The following is a 20,637-nucleotide window of genomic DNA, read 5'->3' as shown; positions in this document are numbered from 1 at the left end:
TTCTTAGGACAATGTACAGCCAGCAAGAATCATGTAAAAATTGTAACTCGTCATGTCTGGGAAGAATACATGGAAGCATGTGAAGATATAAGACAGACCTTAGGTATGAAAGATTTATACTCTCACAGAAAAGAAACCATTGAAAGAATCTTTGGGACAGCTAAAGAGAATCATGGTTTCAGATATACACAGATGTATGGTAAGGCGCGCATGGTAATGAAGGTTGCGCTTACCTTTGCGTGTATGAATTTAAAGAAGCTAGCAAAAATACAGCAAGAATGGGAATTGAAAATGGCCTAAAAACAGGTCTTTTTACACAAAAATAAAAATAGAATCTTAGAAAAAAGGAAAGGATGCTGCAAAACTTGGTTTTGCAGCATCCTCTTTGTCTACACTCTGAGCAGGTAAGCAATTACCTGCTGTCTTTTTTGTTACATATCCACATTTACTAGTCTGGGAAAAAATAGTAGAATAGCCCACATCAGTTATTTAGATTTGGAAGAAGATATATGAAAAAGAACTTAAGAATTTTAGTGCTGGTATTGTGTACAGCATTAGGACTACTTACCCCGCTGACAGCTGATGCAGCATCAAAGAAAGATTATTACATCGAGTCAATTGATTTAAAGGTGGATGTTCAAGAAAACAATGTGTTTTCTGTTACAGAGACAATCGATTACAACTTTGTAAAGCCTCATCATGGTCCGGTGAGGGTTTTCAGTGAGAATCATAAAAGAGTCCGTCCTGATGGAAGTAAGAGTAGGATAAAGGCAAAGGTAGAAAATCTTTATGTAGAAAGTGATACTGCAAATAGCTTTATATCATATGATGAATCGGACTCAAGCTGGGGCAATTCCACACGAACAGTAAAGGTTGGTGTTAAGTATTATAAATATGATGATGAGCATACTTACACATTTAATTATGATTATGTGGTGGAATCTGAGGATCCGCTTCCAGATGAGGATGAATTCGTCTTTAACATTATTGGTAAAGGCTGGGATTGCTACATTGAGAATGTAAGCTGGGAGATTAATCTTCCTAAAGATTTCGATTCATCTAAAGTAGAGTATTCCAAGCTTGATAATCCATTTGAAGCGTCGGTGAATGGACGAACTATTTCTGGGAGTTATCATCATGAACTTAAGCCGGGAGAGGCATTCACAGTGAGGGCTTCATTGCCGGAGGGTTATTTTAAATATGTGCCACCAGCAAAAAAGCAAATTGATTATGGGAAGATTATTGGTGGGATTTATATATTCTGCTTAATGTTAGCTGAAATCCTTCTGGTAGTCCTGATAGTTCTCTTAATAAAGGGCATTGTAAAGCTTATAAAAAGAATTCCTAAGAGATATAAGAATTGTAAGCAGATGTATTATCCACCAGATGGGATTTCACCACGTGAGGCAGAGGTAATTCGTACAATGCGCAGGACAGATAAAGTTCTGGTTATGATTCCATATCTGGCAAATAAAGGCTTTTTTGATATCAGTATAAAAGAAGATAATATATTTGCATTTACGTTAAAGAAGGACGACTACAAAAAATGCACCTTTGACGAAAAGGAAATTCTTCTTGGAATATTTAAGGGCATGAGAGCTGGCGGAGTAATTACAGAGAAGGGGTTGCAGAAAAAAGAGTTTTATCGCTCTGTTGAATCCTTAAGCTTTTTCACAAGTCATTATTCTGCTAATTGGAAAACTAGAAAGAGCACAGAAATCCGTAATAAGGTATGCGGCTTATATGAATTTATTAGATTTCCTCAGCCTGAAAAGCTTAAAGAGCTTGTGGCAGAAAATCCAAATTACTACTATGTTATTCTGCCATATGCTTATGCATTTGGTTTGGAGAAACAGTGGAAAAAGCATTTTGAAAAGCATGATATCAATGTTCCAAAGGTTGAGTGGTTTAAAGGTCTTGACCTTATGACTATTCAGCAGCTGAATAAAGAGCTTGATAGAATGATTAGACGCGGTAATAGAAAATTCGCAAGACGTCCTTTTGCGAAACGCTTCAAGGAATCTCTGACAGGTAAGCATGATTATGTGCCATACGATTCAAGAGGCTACTCAAAGCGAACAACAAGAGAAGCTGACAATTCTCACTGGTGGTCGTATGCCGATAATTCTGATTGCGGCTCAAGCTGTGATTTCTCGGGCGGCGGAGACTCAGGCGGCGGTGGCGGTGCTTGGTGAAACATTCCATAGTGGAATACCACAATTCAATATATGAATAATAAATACCTCTCAACTATCTTGATAGGGTGGATTTTAGGATGTAAACTAAACTGTCTCTATTTAGTTAGTTTGAGAGGTATTCTTTTTTGAAATATAGTATAAAACGCATTTTACAATTGATTCCAATACTTATTGCAATCACGTTTTTGTCTTTTGCTATGATGCGACTGGCTGGGTCCGATGTTGTAGAGCAAAAAATGCTGAACACCGGGCAGGTAGTTTCAGAGGCGCAGCTTCAGGCTGCGAAGGCAGAGCTTGGATTGGATAAGCCTTTCTTAGTTCAATATTTTGTGTGGTTTGGAAAGCTTCTCCATGGTGACATGGGTGTGAGCTATGTGTCAGGAAAGGATGTTTTCGAGACATTTATTTCAAAGCTACCAGCTACACTATTTCTTACAGTTACATCTATTTTACTTACCATAGTAATATCAATCCCTTTAGGCATCATTTCTGCAGTTTACAAAAATAAATTTTGGGATTATTTAATCAGATTCATCAGCTTTATTGGCAACAGTATGCCAAACTTTTTCGTATCCCTTGTGCTGATGTATTTCCTTGGTATTCGATTAGGGTGGTTCCCAATCATTTCCAAGGATATGAGCTTATCGGCTGTAGCTATGCCTACTTTCACATTAGCTATCGCCATGAGCGCAAAGTATCTTCGTCAGGTAAGAGCTACAGTTCTTGATGAGCTGAGCAAGGATTATATTTTGGGAGCAAAATCACGTGGCGTGAAGTTTTCTGTGATTCTATGGAAGAGTGTTATGAGAGAGTGTCTGGTAACTATCATTACTCTGCTTGCACTTTCAATAGGAAGCCTTCTTGGCGGTACTGCCATCGTAGAATCCATCTTTATGTGGGATGGCGTTGGCAAGATGGCTGTGGATGCCATCAACATGCGTGACTATCCAATCATACAGGCTTATGTAATGTGGATGGCTATTATTTATGTGACAGTTAATCTGATTACTGATTTATCCTACAGGCTGTTAGACCCACGAATCAGATTGGAGGACACAAGCAATGAATAAGAAGCCAAGCAAAAAACTTATCGTATTTACGATAATGGCTGCTGCCCTGATTCTTGTGTCCATCTTCGCTGACAGGCTATGCCCATATGATCCATATGCACAGGATTTATCCCTTAGCTACAATGCTCCATCTGCTGAGCATCTCATGGGAACAGACACATATGGCAGGGATATGTTTTCAAGAGTCATCATAGGAGCCAGAGCCAGCATCCTATCAACATTGGCATTGGTCGCCATTATTACAATATTTGGTACCGCTGTAGGCGTTATATGCGGCTATTGCGGAGGCAAAGTAGATTCGGTGGTAATGCGTATATCAGATTTCTTCCTAGCCTTTCCTGGGCTTGTATTCGCCCTTGCTGTGGCAGCCCTTTTAGGTGGAGGAATTATTAATGCAGTTTTCGCACTGGCTGTTATCAGTTGGCCAAAGTATTCGAGAGTGGCACGAAGCCAGACATTATCTGTGAAGTCATTGTCCTTCATTCAGGCAGCAAGGCTGGCAGGAGATAGTCCAGTACAGATTATTGTTCGTCACATCTTGCCAAACATACTTGGACCAATTTTGGTTACATCAATGCTTGATATAGGAACAATGATGATGGAGCTCGCTGGTCTTTCCTTTTTAGGTCTTGGAGCTCAGCCTCCAATAGCAGAGTGGGGAAGTATGATGTCCAATGGACGAAGTATGCTTCAGACTTACCCATGGGTGGTACTTTCACCGGGATTTGCAATTTTCGTCTCGGTAGTGATTTTTAATTTGTTGGGTGATACGGTTAGGGATTATTTGGATCCTAAGTAGCCGCGCCATATAAAGAAAGGAGTATGATATATGAAAGGATTAAAGAAGTCGGTTGCATTTGTTATGGCAATGGCACTTACAGTCGCCGCATTTACAGGTTGCGGTGCAGCAAAGTCTGAGTCAGGCTCAGATACAGCGCAGGTAACAGATGGCAAGAAGACCTTCACATTTGGAGACACAACATTTAATGCAGAAAACGAGGAGGCAAACATCGACCCACACGATACTTATTGTGGATGGGCATGCATCCGTTACGGCATTGGAGAGACATTATTTAAATTCAACGACAATATGGAGCTTGAGCCATGGGTGGCAGAGAGCTATGAAAATATAGATGAGCTTACATGGCAGATTGTTATTAAGGATGGTGTAACCTTCTCAAATGGCAAGACTGTTGATGCAGCAGCTGTAAAGGCTTGCATCGAGGATCTTGTAGCTGTTCATGAAAGAGCAGCAGGAGATCTTGCTATTGATACAATAGAGGCTGATGGTCAGACTCTTACAATTAAGACAACTACACCAAAGCCTACACTTATTAATTACCTTTGCGATCCTTATGGATGCGTAATAGATGTTGAGGAAGGAAATGCTGATGGTATCGTTGTGGGCACAGGACCATTTGTATGTACAGAGCTTGTTACAAGTGACCACCTTAATCTTGTAAAGAATGAGAATTACTGGAACGGTGAAGTAAAGATTGACGAGGCAAAGGTCATCACAATCTCTGATGGTGATACACTTGCTCTTGCACTTCAGAATGGTGACATTGATGCAGCCTATGGAATGGCATATGCAAACTATCCATTATTTGAAAATGATGATTATGTATTTACAGGCACACCTACAAGCCGTGCTTTCTATTGCCAGATGAACTACAATTCACCTGTAATCAAGGATGATGCAGTTCGCCAGGCACTTGCTATGGGTATCGATAAAGAGGGATTCGTAAATACGTTATTAAATGGCTACGGCTATGTTGGTATTGGCGCCTTCCCAGATAACTTCACATTTGGTGGAGATGTAGTTAAGACAGACAGCTATGACCCAGAAGCTGCAAAGACTCTTCTTGAGGAAGCAGGCTGGGTAGATACAGATGGAGATGGAATCCGTGAGAAGGATGGACAGACTCTTACTATCAGATGGATTAGTTATCCAAGCCGTCAGGAGCTTCCACTCCTTGCTGAGTCTGCACAGGCAACTCTTAAAGATATCGGTTTTGATATTCAGCTTAATGTTACAGCAGACCACGGAACAATCGTAGCAGAGAAGGACACATGGGATGTATATGCAGCAGCCTTCGTTACATGTGGTATCGGCGACCCAATGTATTTTTTCACAACACATTGCTTAGATGATTCATCAAAGAACCGTGGCGGATATCACAGCGACGAGATTCAGAAGCTAGCTGATGAGATGAACGCTACCTTTGATGCAGATGCAAGAGGTGATATTGCAATCAAGATGCAGCAGCAGATTCTCGATGATAACGCATTCATATTCTGTTCATTCCTTCGTATGAGCATGATTACAAAGTCAAACGTAACAGGACTTGTAGCACACCCAAGTGATTACTACGAGTTCACAGCAGATTTAGATATCGAATAATATGGATTCATTATTAACTTACGAAAATGTAGATATTTCCTTCGAGAAGCTTCCCGTTGTTCACGACATTAGCTTCTCTTTACATGAGGGAGAAATACTGGCTCTGGTGGGCGAATCAGGTAGTGGAAAAAGCACCCTGATTCGCTCCGCCTTGGGGCTTTTAAATGATAATGGGAAAGTGACCAAAGGAGAGATTAGCTACAAAGGCACAAATCTTTTATCCCTCCGTGAAAAAGAGATGCGTCAAATTCGTGGCGCAGAAATCGGAATGATTTTTCAGGATGCAAAAGGTTCACTTTGTCCAATCAGGACTATCGGAGATCAGATACTGGAAAGCATGTCTGCCCATAGAAAGATAAACAAGGATGAAGCAAAGGCGAAAGCATTAGAGTTGTTTGAAAAGTTAAATTTCAAAGACTCAGAAAAGCTGTGGAACAGTTATCCCTTTGAGCTTTCCGGTGGAATGAACCAAAGAGCAGCCATTGCAATTACAATGCTTTTAAATCCATCTATTCTTTTGGCAGATGAACCTACCAGCGCACTGGACGTGGCAGTTCAAAAGCAGGTGGTGGAGGAGATGCTTGCTCTTCGAGAACTATTTGGAACAGCCATAATTATTGTTACACATGACATCAGCGTGGCAGCTGCCATGGCTGACACCGTCCTTGTTTTAAAGGATGGATATATGATGGAGTATGGTCCGGCAAAGGAAATACTTCATAATCCAAGTAATGATTACACTAAGATGCTACTGTCAGCAGTGCCAAGACTTAAGAGGCGTCAGGAGATTGTCTAATGGACGAGATGATTACTGTTAATAACGTGAGTAAAAATTTCATAAGTCGTGGAAACTCTGACACACTTGCAGTCAAGGGAGTTTCCTTCTCTCTTGAACGAGGTGAGACTCTTGGTATCGTAGGCGAATCAGGAAGTGGAAAAAGTACTGTGGCAAGACTGATTACAGGCCTGATTGCTCCAACTGCTGGAGAAATTCGTATATGCGATAATGATATTCAAAGCCAGAAACGTGAGAATCCGTTGGGGCTTTACAGCAAAATACAGATGGTTTTCCAAAATCCTATAGAGTCTTTTAATCCAAGAAAAACTCTTGGTTATAGCATAGGCGAAGCGTTGCGAAATAGAGGTGTTTCAGCATCCGATGCAGCGACAATGGTGGCGCAGTTATTGGAAAAGGTAGGGCTTACACCTGAGTTTGCCACCAAATATCCTCATCAGGTTAGTGGTGGTCAATGCCAGCGAGCTGCAATTGCCAGAGCTCTTGCGGTGGAGCCAAACATTCTTGTTTGTGATGAAGCAACAAGTGCTCTGGATGTAACAGTGCAGAAACAGATAATCGAGCTTTTGGATGAGCTCCGTAAAACTAGGGATTTAAGCATTATTTTTATCTGTCACAATCTTGCCCTGGTGCAGAGCTTTTGCGACAGAGTAATAGTGCTTTATGATGGGCAGATTGTTGAGCAGGGCAAACCGGATGATATCATTAATAATCCACAGGCTGAGTACACTAAGTCTTTAGTTGACTCAATCCTGTAACTGTGGTTTGGAATAATGGACAGGTGTGGTATAGTTACAGATATGAACGCAGATTTAACAAAAGAAAACAAGGCCTACTGGCTTAAGCGCGCAGCAGGTTATTCGGAAGTTAATAGAGAAGAATTATCAGGCGTCCAAAGAAAAAATTGGACGTCTTTTTTGACTAAGGAGATTGCAACAGCCTTCCCTGACAGAGAGCCAGCTGATATAAGCATTATTGATATTGGCGCAGGCCCAGGATTCCTTTCTATCATTCTTGCAGAGGCAGGCTACAAGGTCACAGCCTTTGATTTTGCAGAGACTATGATAGAAGAGGCAAAGGCTAACGCTGGCGATCTTGCAAAGCAGATTCAGTTTGTTCAGGGTGATGCCATGAATCTTGATTTTGAGGATGGCAGCTTTGATGTGATCATTTCAAGAAATCTTACCTGGAATCTTCCAGACCCGGCAAAGGCTTATCAGCATTGGACAAGAGTATTGCGTTCAAATGGGCTTATGATGGTTTTTGATGCCAACTGGTACAGATATCTTATAGATGAAGATAAGAAGGCGGCCTATGATGAGGATCGTCAGCACGTGGCTGAGGAAGGCTATGGCGACTACAATATCGGAGATGATTTCGACAAGATGGAAGTTATCGCAGGCAAGATGCCACTTACAGCAAAGCTTCGTCCACAGTGGGATTTGGAATATCTCACAGAGCTACAGGCAGGCCAGGTGACCGTTCAGGAGGATGTAGGCCAGCTTGTTTATTCAAAAAAGGAACTGGTAAATTATAAATCTACACCGCTTTTTATGGTGAAGTTAGTTAGGAAATAAAAATGGGTGAGTTACATCATATTGCCTTCGAAGAAGAGGCAGAGAATATTAAAGAGAAAGTAGAAGGCTATTGGACAAAGCGTGCTGACAGCTTTTTCGATCTTCGTCATGATGAAATAGAAAGTAATAAAGCCGCCCGCTGGACAGGAGAGATTGAGAAGCTTCTGCCACAGGGGAAGAGCCTTAAGATATTGGATGTAGGCTGTGGAGCAGGCTTTTTCGAGGTTATTCTTGGAAAGCTGGGCCATCAGGTTACAGGAATCGATCTTACAGAGGAGATGATTACTAAGGCCAATGAGATGATTCGTATGTATGGATTGTCTTCTGCTCAGGCTACAGCCGTTACTGGTGATGCAGAGAGTCTGGATTTTGAGGATGAGACTTTTGACGTGGTTATTACACGAAATCTCACATGGACACTTCCACATCCAGTCGATGCTTATCGTGATTGGCTTAGAGTGCTTAAAAAGGGCGGTATTCTCATTAATTTCGATGCTGAATACGCTAAAGGCGCCCACAATCTTAAGAGTCCTGAGAATCTTGCTCACAGCAAGATTCCAGATAGCATGAAAGATGAATGTCATGATATTTATCACATGCTGACAATCAGTACTCTTGATAGACCACAATGGGATAAAGAAATATTGTTACAGCTTGGTTACAAAAATGTTACATTTGACGTCGAATTTGGAAGCCGCATTTTCGTCGAACATGATGAGTTTTACATACCAGATAAAATGTTTTGCATAACTGGTTGCAAGGCTTGATATTGCTGGTTTCTAGACAATAATACACACCCTGTGTATTAGGTTAGAAAAAGTAAGCCCCAAATACAAGAAAAATACAATTTTGTGAAAAAAATATGAAAAAACATCTTGCGGAAACGGTTTCTACATGTTATAGTACTTATCGTACTAGCGAAAAGCTAATACCAAATTTTTCATAACTCAGCGACCAAGGGCAACTTTGGTCGCACTCCCCGATAACAATGCCAGCGTATAGTCGCTGGCTTTTTTTATTTCACAACCTAGCCAGTAACTAACAAGCTCTTAGATTTCTCAAGCGAATCGTGTTAGATGAGCGGAGAAATACTAAGGCTTGTTAGTGTAACTGGCGGATTGTATAATGTAGTATAGATAAGGAGTATAAATAAATGGGTGAAGTTAAAGTAATTGAAATAGGCGAAAGTGTATTTGCTGAGAATGAGGCTGCCGCAGCTGCCATTCGTCAGCAGATGAAGGATCAGGGCACATTCTTCGTTAATGTAATGTCTGGCCCAGGTTCAGGAAAGACTACAACACTTTCTGCCATCATCAACAGAATGAAAGATAAATATAAGATTGGTGAGATGGATGTGGATATCGAGACCAGCATCGATGCACAGCGTGTAGCTGATGCCACTGGTGTTCAGTCTATCCAAATTCACAACATGGGTCTGTGCCATATCGATGCAGATATGACCAGTCGAGCTCTTATGGAGTATGATACAAAAGATTTCGACCTTCTTATATTAGAGAATATTGGAAATCTTGTGTGCCCAGCTGAGTTCGATGTTGGAGCTAATAAGAACCTTATGCTTTTATCTGTCCCTGAGGGAGATGATAAGCCACTTAAGTATCCACTTATGTTTGAGATAAGTGATGTTGTTCTTATTAATAAGATAGATACACTTGATTATTTTGATTTTAGCAAGGAAAAGGTTACTGAAAGAATCTTAAAGCTTAATCCAAAGGCAAAGATTTTCTTTGTTAGCGGCAAGACTGGAGAAGGCTTGGAGGATGTAATCGCTTGGCTCGAAGATGAGATTGCTAAAGCAAAGGCATAATTAAAAGTAAATAAACAATAGACTATGTAGGCCTGTGGTATATCCACAGGCTTTTTTGTTTTTCACAAAGATTTCACAGGAAAACATCTTTTCAAATGTGAATTCTATGTGTTATATTTCGTTTTGGCAATTAGTTTTCACATAATTTTTATAATTATATTGTATAGTGTTTACACTCCCCATATATGGGGCACGGTTAAGTACTATCGACTGTGAAAGGAGTATTGGTATATGAAGTTTTTTAGAAAGATTGCTAGTATCGCACTTGTTTTGACACTAATGGTTGCTACCTTTGCAGCAGCACCAAGCCTTACCGCCGAGGCTAAGACTGCTAAGACAGCCAGCACTGCAGCTGGAGTTGCAATTGGTAGCGTTTTAATACAGGGTGGTAATGTTAATATTACTGCACAGGGAACCGCAGGTTCTGACGATGGTATGTATCATCTTGTTGCTTCTGATGTAAATCAGGTTGCACCTGCTGGAACAGACGTAGCTCAGACAGCAGTAGCTGCAGCAGCAACTTTTTCAGTTCCTCTCGCAAAGGATACTGCAAATTCTATGTTATATAAGAAGTTTACTGTTTGTGTAATGTCAGGTGGCGCTTTAAAGGCCGTATCAAACAGTATGTATATTACAAATCCAGAGGCATGTGCATCACTTGCTCCAGGTCGTATGGATTTTGGAAAGAAGGGTGTTCTTCCTGAGTTATTAAAGTCTGTAGCTGATAAGAATCAGCCAGCAGCACTTGGCGCAAAGCAGGTTAACTTAAATATCCCTCTTTCTCAGATTAACAGACTTGCTGGATACGATTATTCAGTTATGAAGTACAACAAGCTTGGAATGCAGGTTAACGTAATTATCCTTGTTGATGGTAATGCTTCACAGGAATTCTTTAATCCATATGCATATGATGGTTTAGGCGCTCACAATTATTATGGAATGAACGCTAACACAGCAGAGGGTATTGCTGCACTTCAGAACGCTGCATCTTACCTTGCAAAGCATTATGCAGGTACAGGTCATGGTCAGGTAGATAACTTTATCATTGGTAATGAGGTTAACGCTTGGTGGCTTTGGAACTACATGAACTGTGGTTCAAACGATGCTTTTATGCAGGAATATGCAAAGGCTTTCCGTATTATGTACAACGGAATCAAGTCTGAGAATGCAAACGCAAACGTATATACATGTATTGATCACCAGTGGTCAAGAGCAGAGGCTTCTTACTATATTTCAGGTAAGGAATTCCTTACAAAGCTCAACAGCATTATTAAGAGCGAAGGAAATGTTGATTGGAGAGTAGCAGTTCATCCATACAATGCTCCACTTTATGCTCCAAGAGCATGGGAGACTTCAAAGAACGTTTCACACAGCCAGAGCACTCCTTACGTTACAGTTGCTAATATAGATGTTTTAACAGATTTCTTATGCTCATCAGAGATGCTTTCATCAACAGGAGCAGTTAGATCTGTAAAGATGTCAGAGGTTGGTTATGTAAGTCATGACGGTGAAGAACTTCAGGCAGCATCACTTGTTTACGCTTACCTTGTGGCTGAGAACAATAGATATATTGATGGTTTGATAGTTACCAGAGAGGTTGATCATCCAGAAGAGCTTGCACAGGGACTTTCTTATGGAATGTGCAATATGGATGGTTCGCAGAAGATGGGATTTAGCTTCTATCAGAATGCATCAAGCGCAGATATTATCGCACAGGCTAGCGCAATAGCAGGTGTTGATCTTACATCATTAATCACAGCTAGATAATTAAATAGTTTATAGGCTACTCATGGAACAAAATCCATGAGTAGCTTTATGATGAGTGATAGATAAATATAGGAAGGATTTATAGGATTTATGAAAGTTTTCAAGAAGATTGCCAGCGGTGTAATTGCTTTGGCACTTATTGTAACAATGTTTGCTGGGGCGCCAAGCCTCACAGCAGAGGCAAAGGGCACTAGTGGCGTAGCAATTGGAGGCGCAGTTATTGAAGGTGGCAATGTAGTAGTTGCTGCTTCAGGACAGACAGCTTCAGAGGATGGTATTTATCATCTTATTGCATCTGACCCAAATCAGGCAGGTAACACAGGTAAGGAGGTTGCACAGGCACCAGTTGCAGCAGCTGCAAACTTCACTTTCCCATTAAATAAGAACTCAGCTGAGTCAGTTCTTTTTAAGAAGTTTACTGTATGTGTAATGAAAGGCGGAGCTCTTACAGCAGCTTCAAACAGCATGTACATTACAAATCCAGAGGCATGCGGTTCACGTGCCATTGCAAGAATGGACAACGGTAAGAAGGGTATTCTTACAGATGCCAGCACAGATAACCTTGGTATGCGTACACTTGCTGACCTTGGTGTAAAGCAGGCTACAGTTTCACTTCCACTTTCAAAGATTTCAGGTGGTAGTGGTGTTCCATATGTTTACAATGGAAAGACTTATAACTTTGATACAAGATACATAGCTGCTTTTGATAATTATCTTGGACGTCTTAATGCACAGGGTGTTCAGGTTACTATGATTCTTTTAGTAGACCAGGCTTCACAGGGTGAATTTATCAGCCCATACGCACTTAATGGCCTTGGAAAGCACAATTACTACGGACTTAATGCAACAACTACTGAAGGTATCGAATTACTTGCAGCAGCAGGCTCTTTCATAGCTTCAAGATGGATGTCTCATTCATATTTTGGAATGAATGCACGTGTTGATAACTTCATTATTGGTAATGAGGTAAATGCATGGAATGAGTGGAACTACATGAGCTGTGGTGGAAATCTTTCATTATATGCTCAGGAGTATGCTAATGCCTTCCGCGTTCTCTTTAATGCAATCAAATCTGAGAATGCAAACGCAAATGTTTACATTTGTACAGATCACCAGTGGGCAGTTAATACAAAGAATACACATGGTGCAAAGGCATTCATTACTCAGTTCAACAATTACATCAGAGCACAGGGGAATATTGACTGGAGACTTGCTTTCCACGCTTATGACTATCCATTAAAGTCAGCTACACCTTGGGTACCTACAGCAAATGTTCAGCGTAACCAGAATACAAAGTTCGTTTCAATTTATAATATTGATGTTGTAACTGATTTCCTTAGCCAGCCAGAATTACTTTCACCATCAGGTGCAGTTCGTACAGTTAAGCTTTCTGAGCAGGGCTACACTTCCTCACAGGGTGAAGAAATCCAGTGCGCAGCTATCACATTTGCAATGCTGGTTGTAAACAACAACAGCCACATCGATGGATTTATTCTTTCACGTGAGAAGGATGATCCATATATCGAGGTTCCACAGGGACTTGCCTTTGGACTTATGAGAGATAACAACACACATAAGCTATCTTATGATTACTACAAGCATGCTGGAGAGCCTGAATACACAGCAAAGGCCAGCGAAATGATTGGATTAGATTTAAATTCTCTTATCGCACCTAGATAAATTAATTTTGTAAAAAATGCACGACACGTGTCGTGCATTTTTGTCGTAAAAAGCGAAAAACTTGTAGCCTATTGACTGAGATTAGTCGATAGGCTATGATTTAATCATGAACTGGAAACGTTACCAGAAACGTTTCCAAATAACATGGATTAGGCCCCATGTAAAAAAGCATTTATATGCAATGGAAGGAAAACAAATGACAATCAAAGACATAGCTAAGCTGGCAGGGGTCAGCGTTAGCACGGTTTCGCGTGTGCTTAATGATCACCCGGATGTTAGTGAATCAGCAAAGGAAAAGGTCCTTGCTGTAGTAAACGAATACAATTACATACCAAATACCAGTGCAAGAGATTTGGGGAAATCATCTTCAGATAACATTGGACTGGTGGTAAGAGGTATCTCGAACCCATTCTATACAAAGATTATTACTGAGATTTCTGACAAGATCGAAAAAGCTGGATACACAATGGTGATGCAGCAGATTGGCACATCAGATGATGAAATCTTAGCAGCAGCCAGAATGGAAAGAGATAAGAGGCTTCTTGGTCTTATCTTCCTTGGAGGAAGACTTAATTATACAAAGGAGCAGGTTTCAGCTATAAATGTGCCATTTGTTTGCTGTACTTTTAATAACCAGTACGGAACACTGGATAAATCAGATTATTCAAGTGTTTGCATAGATGATAATCAGGCTGCCTATGAAGCAGTTGAGTATCTTTATAAAGAGGGGCACAGAAGAATTGCAGTTCTTCTTTCTGGTCCAGATGATGGCTCAGTCAGTCAGGTGAGATTCGCCGGTTATGAAAGAGCTCTCAATGATTTTGGTATAGAACTTGATGAGAATCTCATCATTCCTATAAATAGTTACAACATTGCTGATGCCTATGAAGGCATGAAAGCATGGTTAAAAAAGAATAACGACTTTTCGGCAGTATTTGCCATCTCGGATAATATGGCTATGGGCGCTATGAAAGCCCTGAGAGAGGCTGGAAAATCAATACCAAAGGATGTAGCAGTAATTGGCATCGATGGTATTGAGGCTTCTGAGTACATGAATCCGGTTTTGAGCACTCTCTGTCAGCCTATGGAAGAAATGGGTGATGAGGCAGTAAAGCTTGTGGTTGATATCATTAAAGGAAAGAAGAATCATAAGCACATACTACTGTCCACCACATTACGAGAAGGTGAGTCCTTCCGAGAAGTTTAAGAATTGGTTTTAACATTCCTATCGAATATAGGGATGAGAAACATAAAATTTTAAACTTCAAAAAGGAGAGTGTAAGAAATGAAGAGAAAGAGAGTATTGGCACTGGGGTTAATCGCAATGATGGCAGCTGCAACATTTGCAGGTTGTGGTTCAAGCGCTTCAGGAGATTCAGCAGGGGATTCAGCATCAGCTGATGGAGCAAGTGGAAAGGTTTATTACCTTAACTTCAAGCCAGAGGCAGATGAGGCTTGGCAGGAGATTGCTAAGCAGTACACAGAAGAGACAGGTGTTCCTGTAACTGTTATCACAGCAGCTTCTGGTACATACGAGGAGACACTTTCATCTGAAATCGTTAAGGATGAGGCTCCTACATTATTCCAGGTAAATGGTCCTGTAGGTCTTGCAAACTGGGCAGATTACTGCTACGACCTTAAGGGTTCTTCACTTTACAACGAGTTAACAAGCGATTCATTCGCTCTTTACAATGATGATGCAGTTGCAGGTATCGCATACGTTATCGAGTCATACGGTATCATCACAAACACAAAGCTTCTTGAGCAGGCTGGTTACACACTTGAGGATATTCAGAGCTTTGATGATTTAAAGAAAGTTGCTGAGGACATTACAGCTCGCAAGGATGAGCTTGGATTTGCAGCATTTACATCATCAGGTATGGATGGTTCTTCTGACTGGAGATTCAAGACACACCTTGCAAACCTTCCAATCTACTTCGAGTATCAGGAGAAGGGTATCGATTCTACAGATGCTATCGAGGGCAAGTACCTAGACAACTATAAGGCAATTTGGGATCTCTACATCAACAACGCTACATGCAAGCCTGGCGATTTAGCTGGCAAGACAGGTGATGATGCTGAGAACGAGTTTGCTGACAGACAGGCAGTATTCTATCAGAATGGTTCTTGGGAATATGCAAACCTTACAAAGAAGGGTATGACTGATGATGAGCTTGCTATGATTCCAATTTATGTTGGTGCTGGCGACGAAAAGAATCAGGGACTTTGCACAGGTACAGAAAACTACTGGTGTGTAAATTCAGAGGCTTCTGAGGAGGATATTCAGGCAACAATTGATTTCCTTACATGGATGGTAACATCTGATGCAGGTACAAAGATGCTTTCAGAGCAGATTGGTGTTATTCCTTTCAAGAAGGCAGCAGATACAACAAACCTTTTCGTTCTTAACGATAGAGCTTACACAGAGGCAGGCAAGACTCCAGTTTCTTGGAACTTCACAACAATGCCATCTGAGGAGTGGAAGAACGGTGTAGGTTCAGCTCTTACAGCTTATGCAGCTGGTACAGGTTCATGGGACGATGTTGTTTCAGCATTCGTTGATGGATGGGCTTCAGAGTACGCTGCAAGTCACTAATTTTATATTGATGTAAACTGTCCGAATCAACCATTCTCTTAGGGCAGTTCACATAGAAGAGTTTTTCTTCCCAATTCGTGGTTCTTGCTACGGCATAAAACGCGGATAACTAACATTGGAGGGCGAGGCCTAACGCCCTCCATAATTTTGGAAAGTTTCACTGTAAATAATACTCAAAAAGGAATAATTATGGAAAAAGCAATAAGAAAATACTGGCCAGTTTTTGTATTGCCAACATTGGCTGCATTCTCGGTTGGATTTATTTATCCCTTTGTTCAGGGCTTATATTTATCATTTTGTAAATTTACTACTATAAAGAAATCTACATTCATTGGATTCGGAAATTATGCGTATGCCATTACAGATGCTGATTTCTGGCATTCGTTCTGGTTCACAGCGCTTTTTACTGTGGTATCAACAGTACTTATAAATGTAATAGCTTTTGCTATTGCCCTTGCACTTACAAATAAGATTAAAGGTTCAAATTTCTTCAGAACAGTATTCTTCATGCCAAACCTTATCGGCGGAATCGTTCTTGGATACATTTGGCAGATTCTTATCAACTGTGTGCTTTCGCTTTTGGAAAAGCCACTTCTTGCACTTAATGCTACATATGGATTTATAGGTTTAACAATCCTTATGTGCTGGCAGCAGATTGGATACATGATGATCATTTATATCGCTGGTCTTCAGTCTATCCCAGACGATTACATCGAGGCTGCAAAGATTGATGGTGCAACAACAGGACAGATTCTTTTCAAGATAAAGATTCCAAATGTAATGCCATCTATTACAATCTGTTCGTTCCTGACAATTACAAACGGCTTCAAGCTCTTTGATCAGAACCTTGCTTTAACAGGTGGTGAGCCTGCTCACGCATCAGAGATGCTTGCCCTTAACATCTACAATACCTTCTACAGCCGTACAGGCCCACAGTGGAAGGGTTATGGTCAGGCAAAGGCAGTTATTTTCTGTATTATGGTTATTCTTATCTCCATGATTCAGCTTAAGATTACTAAATCAAAGGAGGTACAGCAGTAATGAAAGCAAAAGAACAGGTTGCACGTCTTATCGTGTTCATCGTATTGTGCCTTCTGGCAGTTTGCTGGATTTATCCAGTGTTTATGATTTTGATTAACTCACTTAAGGGTGATGCTTTCATCAGCACTAACAGCGTATTTACCCTTCCAGATGCAAAGAGCTTTGTAGGCTTCAGCAATTATCTTGATGCACTTTCATCTAAGGGATTTGCAGCAGCCTTTGGATACAGTTTGGTAATTACAGTATCATCTGCAGTTTTGATTTTGATTTGTACATCAATGTGTGCCTGGTACATCACCAGAGTTCACGGAATTCTCTCAAAGGTATGCTATGCTTTATTTGTATTTTCGATGGTAGTACCTTTCCAGATGCTGATGTTCACACTTGCATCAACAGCTGACAGAATGGACCTGGATACACCATATAATATTTGCATTATTTACCTTGGTTTTGGCGCTGGTCTTGCGGTATTTATGTTCACAGGATTTATGAAGTCAATTCCACTTGAGATTGAAGAGGCAGCCATGATTGATGGTTGCAACCCAATCCAGACATTTTTCCAGATTGTGCTTCCAATTTTGAAGCCAACACTTATATCAGTTGCTATTCTCGAAACAATGTGGCTTTGGAATGATTACCTTTTGCCATACCTTGTTCTCGACAGAAAGAAATATATGACAATTCCTATTCTCATTCAGTACTTCCGTGGAAGCTACGGACACGTTGAGATGGGACCAATGATGGCATGTATTATGATGACTGTATTGCCAATCATAATTATGTATATTTGCTTACAGAAATACATTATTAAAGGCGTTATTGCAGGAGCTGTAAAAGGCTAATTTAAGGAGACTAAAAATTATGAAAAGAAGTAGTGGAATTTTGCTCCCTATATCTTCATTACCTTCACCTTATGGAATAGGTACCTTTGGAAAAGCCGCATATGACTTTGCGGATTTTCTGAAGGCTGCCGGTCAAAAGTACTGGCAGGTATTACCATTAGGTCCAACTAGTTACGGAGACAGCCCATATCAGAGCTTTTCTACCTTTGCCGGAAACCCCTATTTCATTGATCTTGAAATGCTTATAGAGGAAGGCCTTCTTACAAAGGAAGAAGTGGAGGCTGAAAACTGGGGAACTAACCCACGTTATGTGGATTATGGCCAGATTTACGAAAGTCGTTTCAAGATTCTTGAAAAGGCAAAGGAGAGAGGATACAAAGATTCTCTCGGTGAGATTTCTCATTTCAGAAAGAAAAATGCCTGGGTGGAAAATTATGCGCTTTTCATGGCAATAAAGAAGCATTTTGGTCAGCTTAGCTGGCAGGAGTGGCCAGAGGAAGACATTCGTCTTCACGAGGCAAAGGCTGTTGAGAAGTACACCAAGAAGCTGGAAGAGGATATTGAATTTTTTGTTTACATTCAGTATTTATTCTTTAAGCAGTGGGCAAAGCTTAAGACTTATATCAATAGTCTTGGCATTGAGGTGATTGGAGATCTTCCTATATATGTTGCACTGGATTCCTGCGATGTTTGGGCTGAACCAGAGTTTTTCAGCCTTGATGAGGATAATTATCCAGTAGAGGTGGCTGGTGTGCCACCAGATTATTTCAGCGAGGACGGACAGTTCTGGGGCAACCCATGCTATGACTGGAATGCCTTGAAAAAGGATGGTTATAAGTGGTGGATTCGAAGAATTGAAGGTGCTGCAAAGCTCTATGATGTTCTTAGAATTGATCATTTCAGAGGCTTTGATGAGTACTGGGCTGTTCCTGCAAAGGAGAAGACAGCAAAGAATGGTAAGTGGAAAAAAGGACCAGGAATGGATCTTGTTGGCCTTCTTACAAAGACTTTCCCAAGCATAGAATTTATTGCTGAGGATTTGGGAGAACCTTCACCTACTGTTGTTAAGCTTCTTCAGGATAGTGGCTGGCCAGGCATGAAGGTACTTGAATTTGCTTTTGATTCAGGTGAGCCTAACAATTATCAGCCTCACACCTACGATAAAAACTGTATCTGCTACACTGGAACCCATGACAATGCTACTATCATGGGCTGGTATGAAGAAGCAGATAAAAAGGACAAGGAATATGCCAGCAAGTACCTTGGTATCTCAAAGGCTGAGGGCTTTAACTGGGGAATGATTCGTGGCGGAATGAGCTCAGTTTCTGTTTTATTTGTGGCTCAGATGCAGGACTTCCTTGGACTTGGAAAATACAACAGAATCAACGTGCCAGGAACAGAAAGCGGTAACTGGCAGTGGCGTCTCCTTGCCAAAGAACCTACTCCTGAATTGGCAAAGAAGATTTTTGATATGTCGGTTATGTACGACAGAACTAAAAAACCCCCTAAAGCTAAGAAAAAGGCTCGCAAGTAAGCGAGCTTTTTCTTTGCCTAAAAATTGAATTTGTGGTAAACTAATTCAGACTTTTCTAGGAGGGATTACACAAATGAAAAATAGATTTTTAGCATTGCTTTTAGTTGGCACATTGGCTTTTTCTTTTACAGCCTGTGGCAGCAAAGAAGAGGATAAAGCAGAAACAAAGACTGAGCAGTCAGCAGATACGGAGAAGAAATCTGACGCAAAGCCTATAGAATATGATGTGGATGAGCTTGTTACATTGGGTGATTATAAGGGCTTAGACATCACTCTTGATGGTGAATATGAGTACACAGACAAGGGCTTTGATGAGTACGTTTCAAAGACTATTTCTGAGGCAGCTATCTATGTTGAGGATAGCAGCGCAAAGGAGATCAAAGAGGATTCTATCGTAAATGTTGATTACGTAGGTTCTCAGGATGGGGTAGCTTTTGATGGCGGTTCTGCAGAGGATCAGCTTATCGATGTAGGAAACAACAGCTCTGCTACAGGCGGCGGATATATCGAGGGATTTACTGCTGGTCTTGTAGGTCATAAGGTAGGTGAGGAAGTTGCTTACGAGGTTAAGTTCCCAGATGATTATGGCAACGCAGATTTAGCTGGACAGACAGTTATCTTCACTTTCCAGGTTAATTACATTGCAAAGGCTATCGATTCTAAGAAGGCACTTACAGATGATATTGTATCTGATAAGTTTGGCTATGATACAGTTGATGCTTACATTGATTCACTTAAGGATAAATACACAGCAAGCCTTGAGAACAATCTTAAGAGCGACAAGCAGACAACAGTATTAAACGCAGTTTTAAACAACAGTAAGGTATCAAAGGTTCCTGAGGATCTTCTTCAGGCAAGAGTAGACATGTACCTTAATGTATATGAAAAGCAGTATCAGTCATATGGCACTACTGCAAAAGAATATTTTGAGTCTATGGGACAGGATTACGATGCTTATGTTGAAAGCATGAAGACAAGCATTCAGGAGTCTACAGAGACAGAGCTCATCCTTGAAGCTATTGCAAAGGCTGAGGGCATCGAAATCGATGAGGATGGATATAAGGAGTTCATCCAGGGCATCCTTTCATCTTCAGGAGCATCAGACGAGACAAGCTTCTATGAAGTATATGACGTAGACGGCTATACAGGTGAGAGATATTTCCGTCAGGCATATCTCACACAGAAGGCGCTTGATTTCTGTATTGATAATGCAAGTTACACAGGAGCACCTGCGGTAGCAGAATAGGAAAAAGCTTTATATTTTAGCCGATTTATAGTATAATCAATTAATCTTAGGGTTACTATGA

General features: G+C 40.7%; 18 protein-coding genes. All 18 read left to right on the top strand.

Annotated features, from left to right (window positions below; translation table 11 throughout):
* Positions 1 to 300 (top strand): transposase (locus tag BLP54_RS14035; RefSeq protein WP_442960173.1); only part of this gene is annotated, 300 nt, incomplete at its 5' end.
* A 209-nt stretch (positions 301 to 509) separates the two neighbouring features.
* A complete protein-coding gene (locus BLP54_RS14030; RefSeq protein ID WP_090170786.1) occupies positions 510 to 2,195 on the top strand; it encodes a DUF2207 domain-containing protein in 1,686 nt (561 codons plus the stop codon).
* Positions 2,196 to 2,323: 128 nt separating this feature from the next.
* The gene (gene nikB, locus BLP54_RS14025) at positions 2,324 to 3,268 is read left to right on the top strand and encodes a nickel ABC transporter permease (protein ID WP_176754579.1); all 945 of its coding nucleotides are present in this window, start codon (positions 2,324 to 2,326) and stop codon (positions 3,266 to 3,268) included.
* Entirely contained in the window at positions 3,261 to 4,067 is an 807-nt protein-coding gene (gene nikC / locus BLP54_RS14020) for a nickel transporter permease (RefSeq protein ID WP_090170783.1), read from the top strand. Before nikB ends, nikC begins: the two co-directional genes overlap by 8 nt.
* A gap of 30 nt (positions 4,068 to 4,097) precedes the next feature.
* Positions 4,098 to 5,672, top strand: coding sequence for an ABC transporter substrate-binding protein (locus tag BLP54_RS14015; RefSeq protein WP_090170781.1), 1,575 nt, complete (start codon positions 4,098 to 4,100; stop codon positions 5,670 to 5,672).
* A gap of 1 nt (position 5,673) precedes the next feature.
* A complete protein-coding gene (locus BLP54_RS14010; protein ID WP_090170778.1) occupies positions 5,674 to 6,468 on the top strand; it encodes an ABC transporter ATP-binding protein in 795 nt (264 codons plus the stop codon).
* Positions 6,468 to 7,226 (top strand): ABC transporter ATP-binding protein, encoded by a 759-nt coding sequence (locus tag BLP54_RS14005; protein ID WP_090170775.1) that lies wholly within the window; start codon positions 6,468 to 6,470, stop codon positions 7,224 to 7,226. The genes BLP54_RS14010 and BLP54_RS14005 overlap by 1 nt, the downstream gene beginning before the upstream one ends.
* Positions 7,227 to 7,241: 15 nt before the next feature.
* A complete protein-coding gene (locus tag BLP54_RS14000) occupies positions 7,242 to 8,045 on the top strand; it encodes a class I SAM-dependent methyltransferase (RefSeq protein WP_242870717.1) in 804 nt (267 codons plus the stop codon).
* A 2-nt stretch (positions 8,046 to 8,047) separates the two neighbouring features.
* Complete coding sequence (locus BLP54_RS13995) at positions 8,048 to 8,812, top strand: class I SAM-dependent methyltransferase (protein WP_090170772.1); 765 nt, start codon at positions 8,048 to 8,050, stop codon at positions 8,810 to 8,812.
* 386 nt (positions 8,813 to 9,198) lie between these two features.
* Positions 9,199 to 9,870, top strand: coding sequence for a hydrogenase nickel incorporation protein HypB (hypB, locus tag BLP54_RS13990; RefSeq protein ID WP_090170769.1), 672 nt, complete (start codon positions 9,199 to 9,201; stop codon positions 9,868 to 9,870).
* Positions 9,871 to 10,101: 231 nt separating this feature from the next.
* On the top strand, positions 10,102 to 11,637 hold the full coding sequence (locus BLP54_RS13985) for a DUF5722 domain-containing protein (RefSeq protein ID WP_090170766.1): 1,536 nt from the start codon (positions 10,102 to 10,104) through the stop codon (positions 11,635 to 11,637).
* A 90-nt stretch (positions 11,638 to 11,727) separates the two neighbouring features.
* Entirely contained in the window at positions 11,728 to 13,317 is a 1,590-nt protein-coding gene (locus BLP54_RS13980) for a DUF5722 domain-containing protein (RefSeq protein WP_090170761.1), read from the top strand.
* Between the two features lie 196 nt (positions 13,318 to 13,513).
* The gene (locus tag BLP54_RS13975; protein WP_176754578.1) at positions 13,514 to 14,524 is read left to right on the top strand and encodes a LacI family DNA-binding transcriptional regulator; all 1,011 of its coding nucleotides are present in this window, start codon (positions 13,514 to 13,516) and stop codon (positions 14,522 to 14,524) included.
* A gap of 78 nt (positions 14,525 to 14,602) precedes the next feature.
* Positions 14,603 to 15,913, top strand: coding sequence for an ABC transporter substrate-binding protein (locus BLP54_RS13970; RefSeq protein WP_090170755.1), 1,311 nt, complete (start codon positions 14,603 to 14,605; stop codon positions 15,911 to 15,913).
* 189 nt (positions 15,914 to 16,102) lie between these two features.
* Complete coding sequence (locus BLP54_RS13965) at positions 16,103 to 16,954, top strand: carbohydrate ABC transporter permease (RefSeq protein ID WP_090170751.1); 852 nt, start codon at positions 16,103 to 16,105, stop codon at positions 16,952 to 16,954.
* On the top strand, positions 16,954 to 17,796 hold the full coding sequence (locus BLP54_RS13960; protein ID WP_090170748.1) for a carbohydrate ABC transporter permease: 843 nt from the start codon (positions 16,954 to 16,956) through the stop codon (positions 17,794 to 17,796). The genes BLP54_RS13965 and BLP54_RS13960 overlap by 1 nt, the downstream gene beginning before the upstream one ends.
* 19 nt (positions 17,797 to 17,815) lie before the next feature.
* Positions 17,816 to 19,330 carry a 4-alpha-glucanotransferase gene (malQ, locus tag BLP54_RS13955; protein ID WP_090170746.1) on the top strand — a complete coding sequence of 505 codons (1,515 nt, stop codon included), beginning with the start codon at positions 17,816 to 17,818 and terminating at the stop codon, positions 19,328 to 19,330.
* Between the two features lie 73 nt (positions 19,331 to 19,403).
* Complete coding sequence (locus BLP54_RS13950) at positions 19,404 to 20,576, top strand: FKBP-type peptidyl-prolyl cis-trans isomerase (protein ID WP_090170743.1); 1,173 nt, start codon at positions 19,404 to 19,406, stop codon at positions 20,574 to 20,576.
* Positions 20,577 to 20,637: the final 61 nt, after the last annotated feature.

It is taken from the genome of Pseudobutyrivibrio sp. 49 (assembly GCF_900100545.1).
In the GTDB taxonomy this organism is placed as follows: Bacteria; Bacillota; Clostridia; order Lachnospirales; family Lachnospiraceae; genus Pseudobutyrivibrio.
This window is presented reverse-complemented; position numbering and strand designations above follow the sequence as displayed.

Bases quoted from the DNA above. Each gene is read 5' to 3' on its own strand.
- BLP54_RS14030 (WP_090170786.1), top strand. From the start codon at position 510: ATGAAAAAGAACTTAAGAATTTTAGTGCTGGTATTGTGTACAGCATTA.
- nikC (WP_090170783.1), top strand. From the start codon at position 3,261: ATGAATAAGAAGCCAAGCAAAAAACTTATCGTATTTACGATAATGGCT.
- BLP54_RS14015 (WP_090170781.1), top strand. From the start codon at position 4,098: ATGAAAGGATTAAAGAAGTCGGTTGCATTTGTTATGGCAATGGCACTT.
- BLP54_RS14010 (WP_090170778.1), top strand. From the start codon at position 5,674: ATGGATTCATTATTAACTTACGAAAATGTAGATATTTCCTTCGAGAAG.
- BLP54_RS14005 (WP_090170775.1), top strand. From the start codon at position 6,468: ATGGACGAGATGATTACTGTTAATAACGTGAGTAAAAATTTCATAAGT.
- BLP54_RS14000 (WP_242870717.1), top strand. From the start codon at position 7,242: ATGGACAGGTGTGGTATAGTTACAGATATGAACGCAGATTTAACAAAA.
- BLP54_RS13995 (WP_090170772.1), top strand. From the start codon at position 8,048: ATGGGTGAGTTACATCATATTGCCTTCGAAGAAGAGGCAGAGAATATT.
- hypB (WP_090170769.1), top strand. From the start codon at position 9,199: ATGGGTGAAGTTAAAGTAATTGAAATAGGCGAAAGTGTATTTGCTGAG.
- BLP54_RS13985 (WP_090170766.1), top strand. From the start codon at position 10,102: ATGAAGTTTTTTAGAAAGATTGCTAGTATCGCACTTGTTTTGACACTA.
- BLP54_RS13980 (WP_090170761.1), top strand. From the start codon at position 11,728: ATGAAAGTTTTCAAGAAGATTGCCAGCGGTGTAATTGCTTTGGCACTT.
- BLP54_RS13975 (WP_176754578.1), top strand. From the start codon at position 13,514: ATGACAATCAAAGACATAGCTAAGCTGGCAGGGGTCAGCGTTAGCACG.
- BLP54_RS13970 (WP_090170755.1), top strand. From the start codon at position 14,603: ATGAAGAGAAAGAGAGTATTGGCACTGGGGTTAATCGCAATGATGGCA.
- BLP54_RS13965 (WP_090170751.1), top strand. From the start codon at position 16,103: ATGGAAAAAGCAATAAGAAAATACTGGCCAGTTTTTGTATTGCCAACA.
- BLP54_RS13960 (WP_090170748.1), top strand. From the start codon at position 16,954: ATGAAAGCAAAAGAACAGGTTGCACGTCTTATCGTGTTCATCGTATTG.
- malQ (WP_090170746.1), top strand. From the start codon at position 17,816: ATGAAAAGAAGTAGTGGAATTTTGCTCCCTATATCTTCATTACCTTCA.
- BLP54_RS13950 (WP_090170743.1), top strand. From the start codon at position 19,404: ATGAAAAATAGATTTTTAGCATTGCTTTTAGTTGGCACATTGGCTTTT.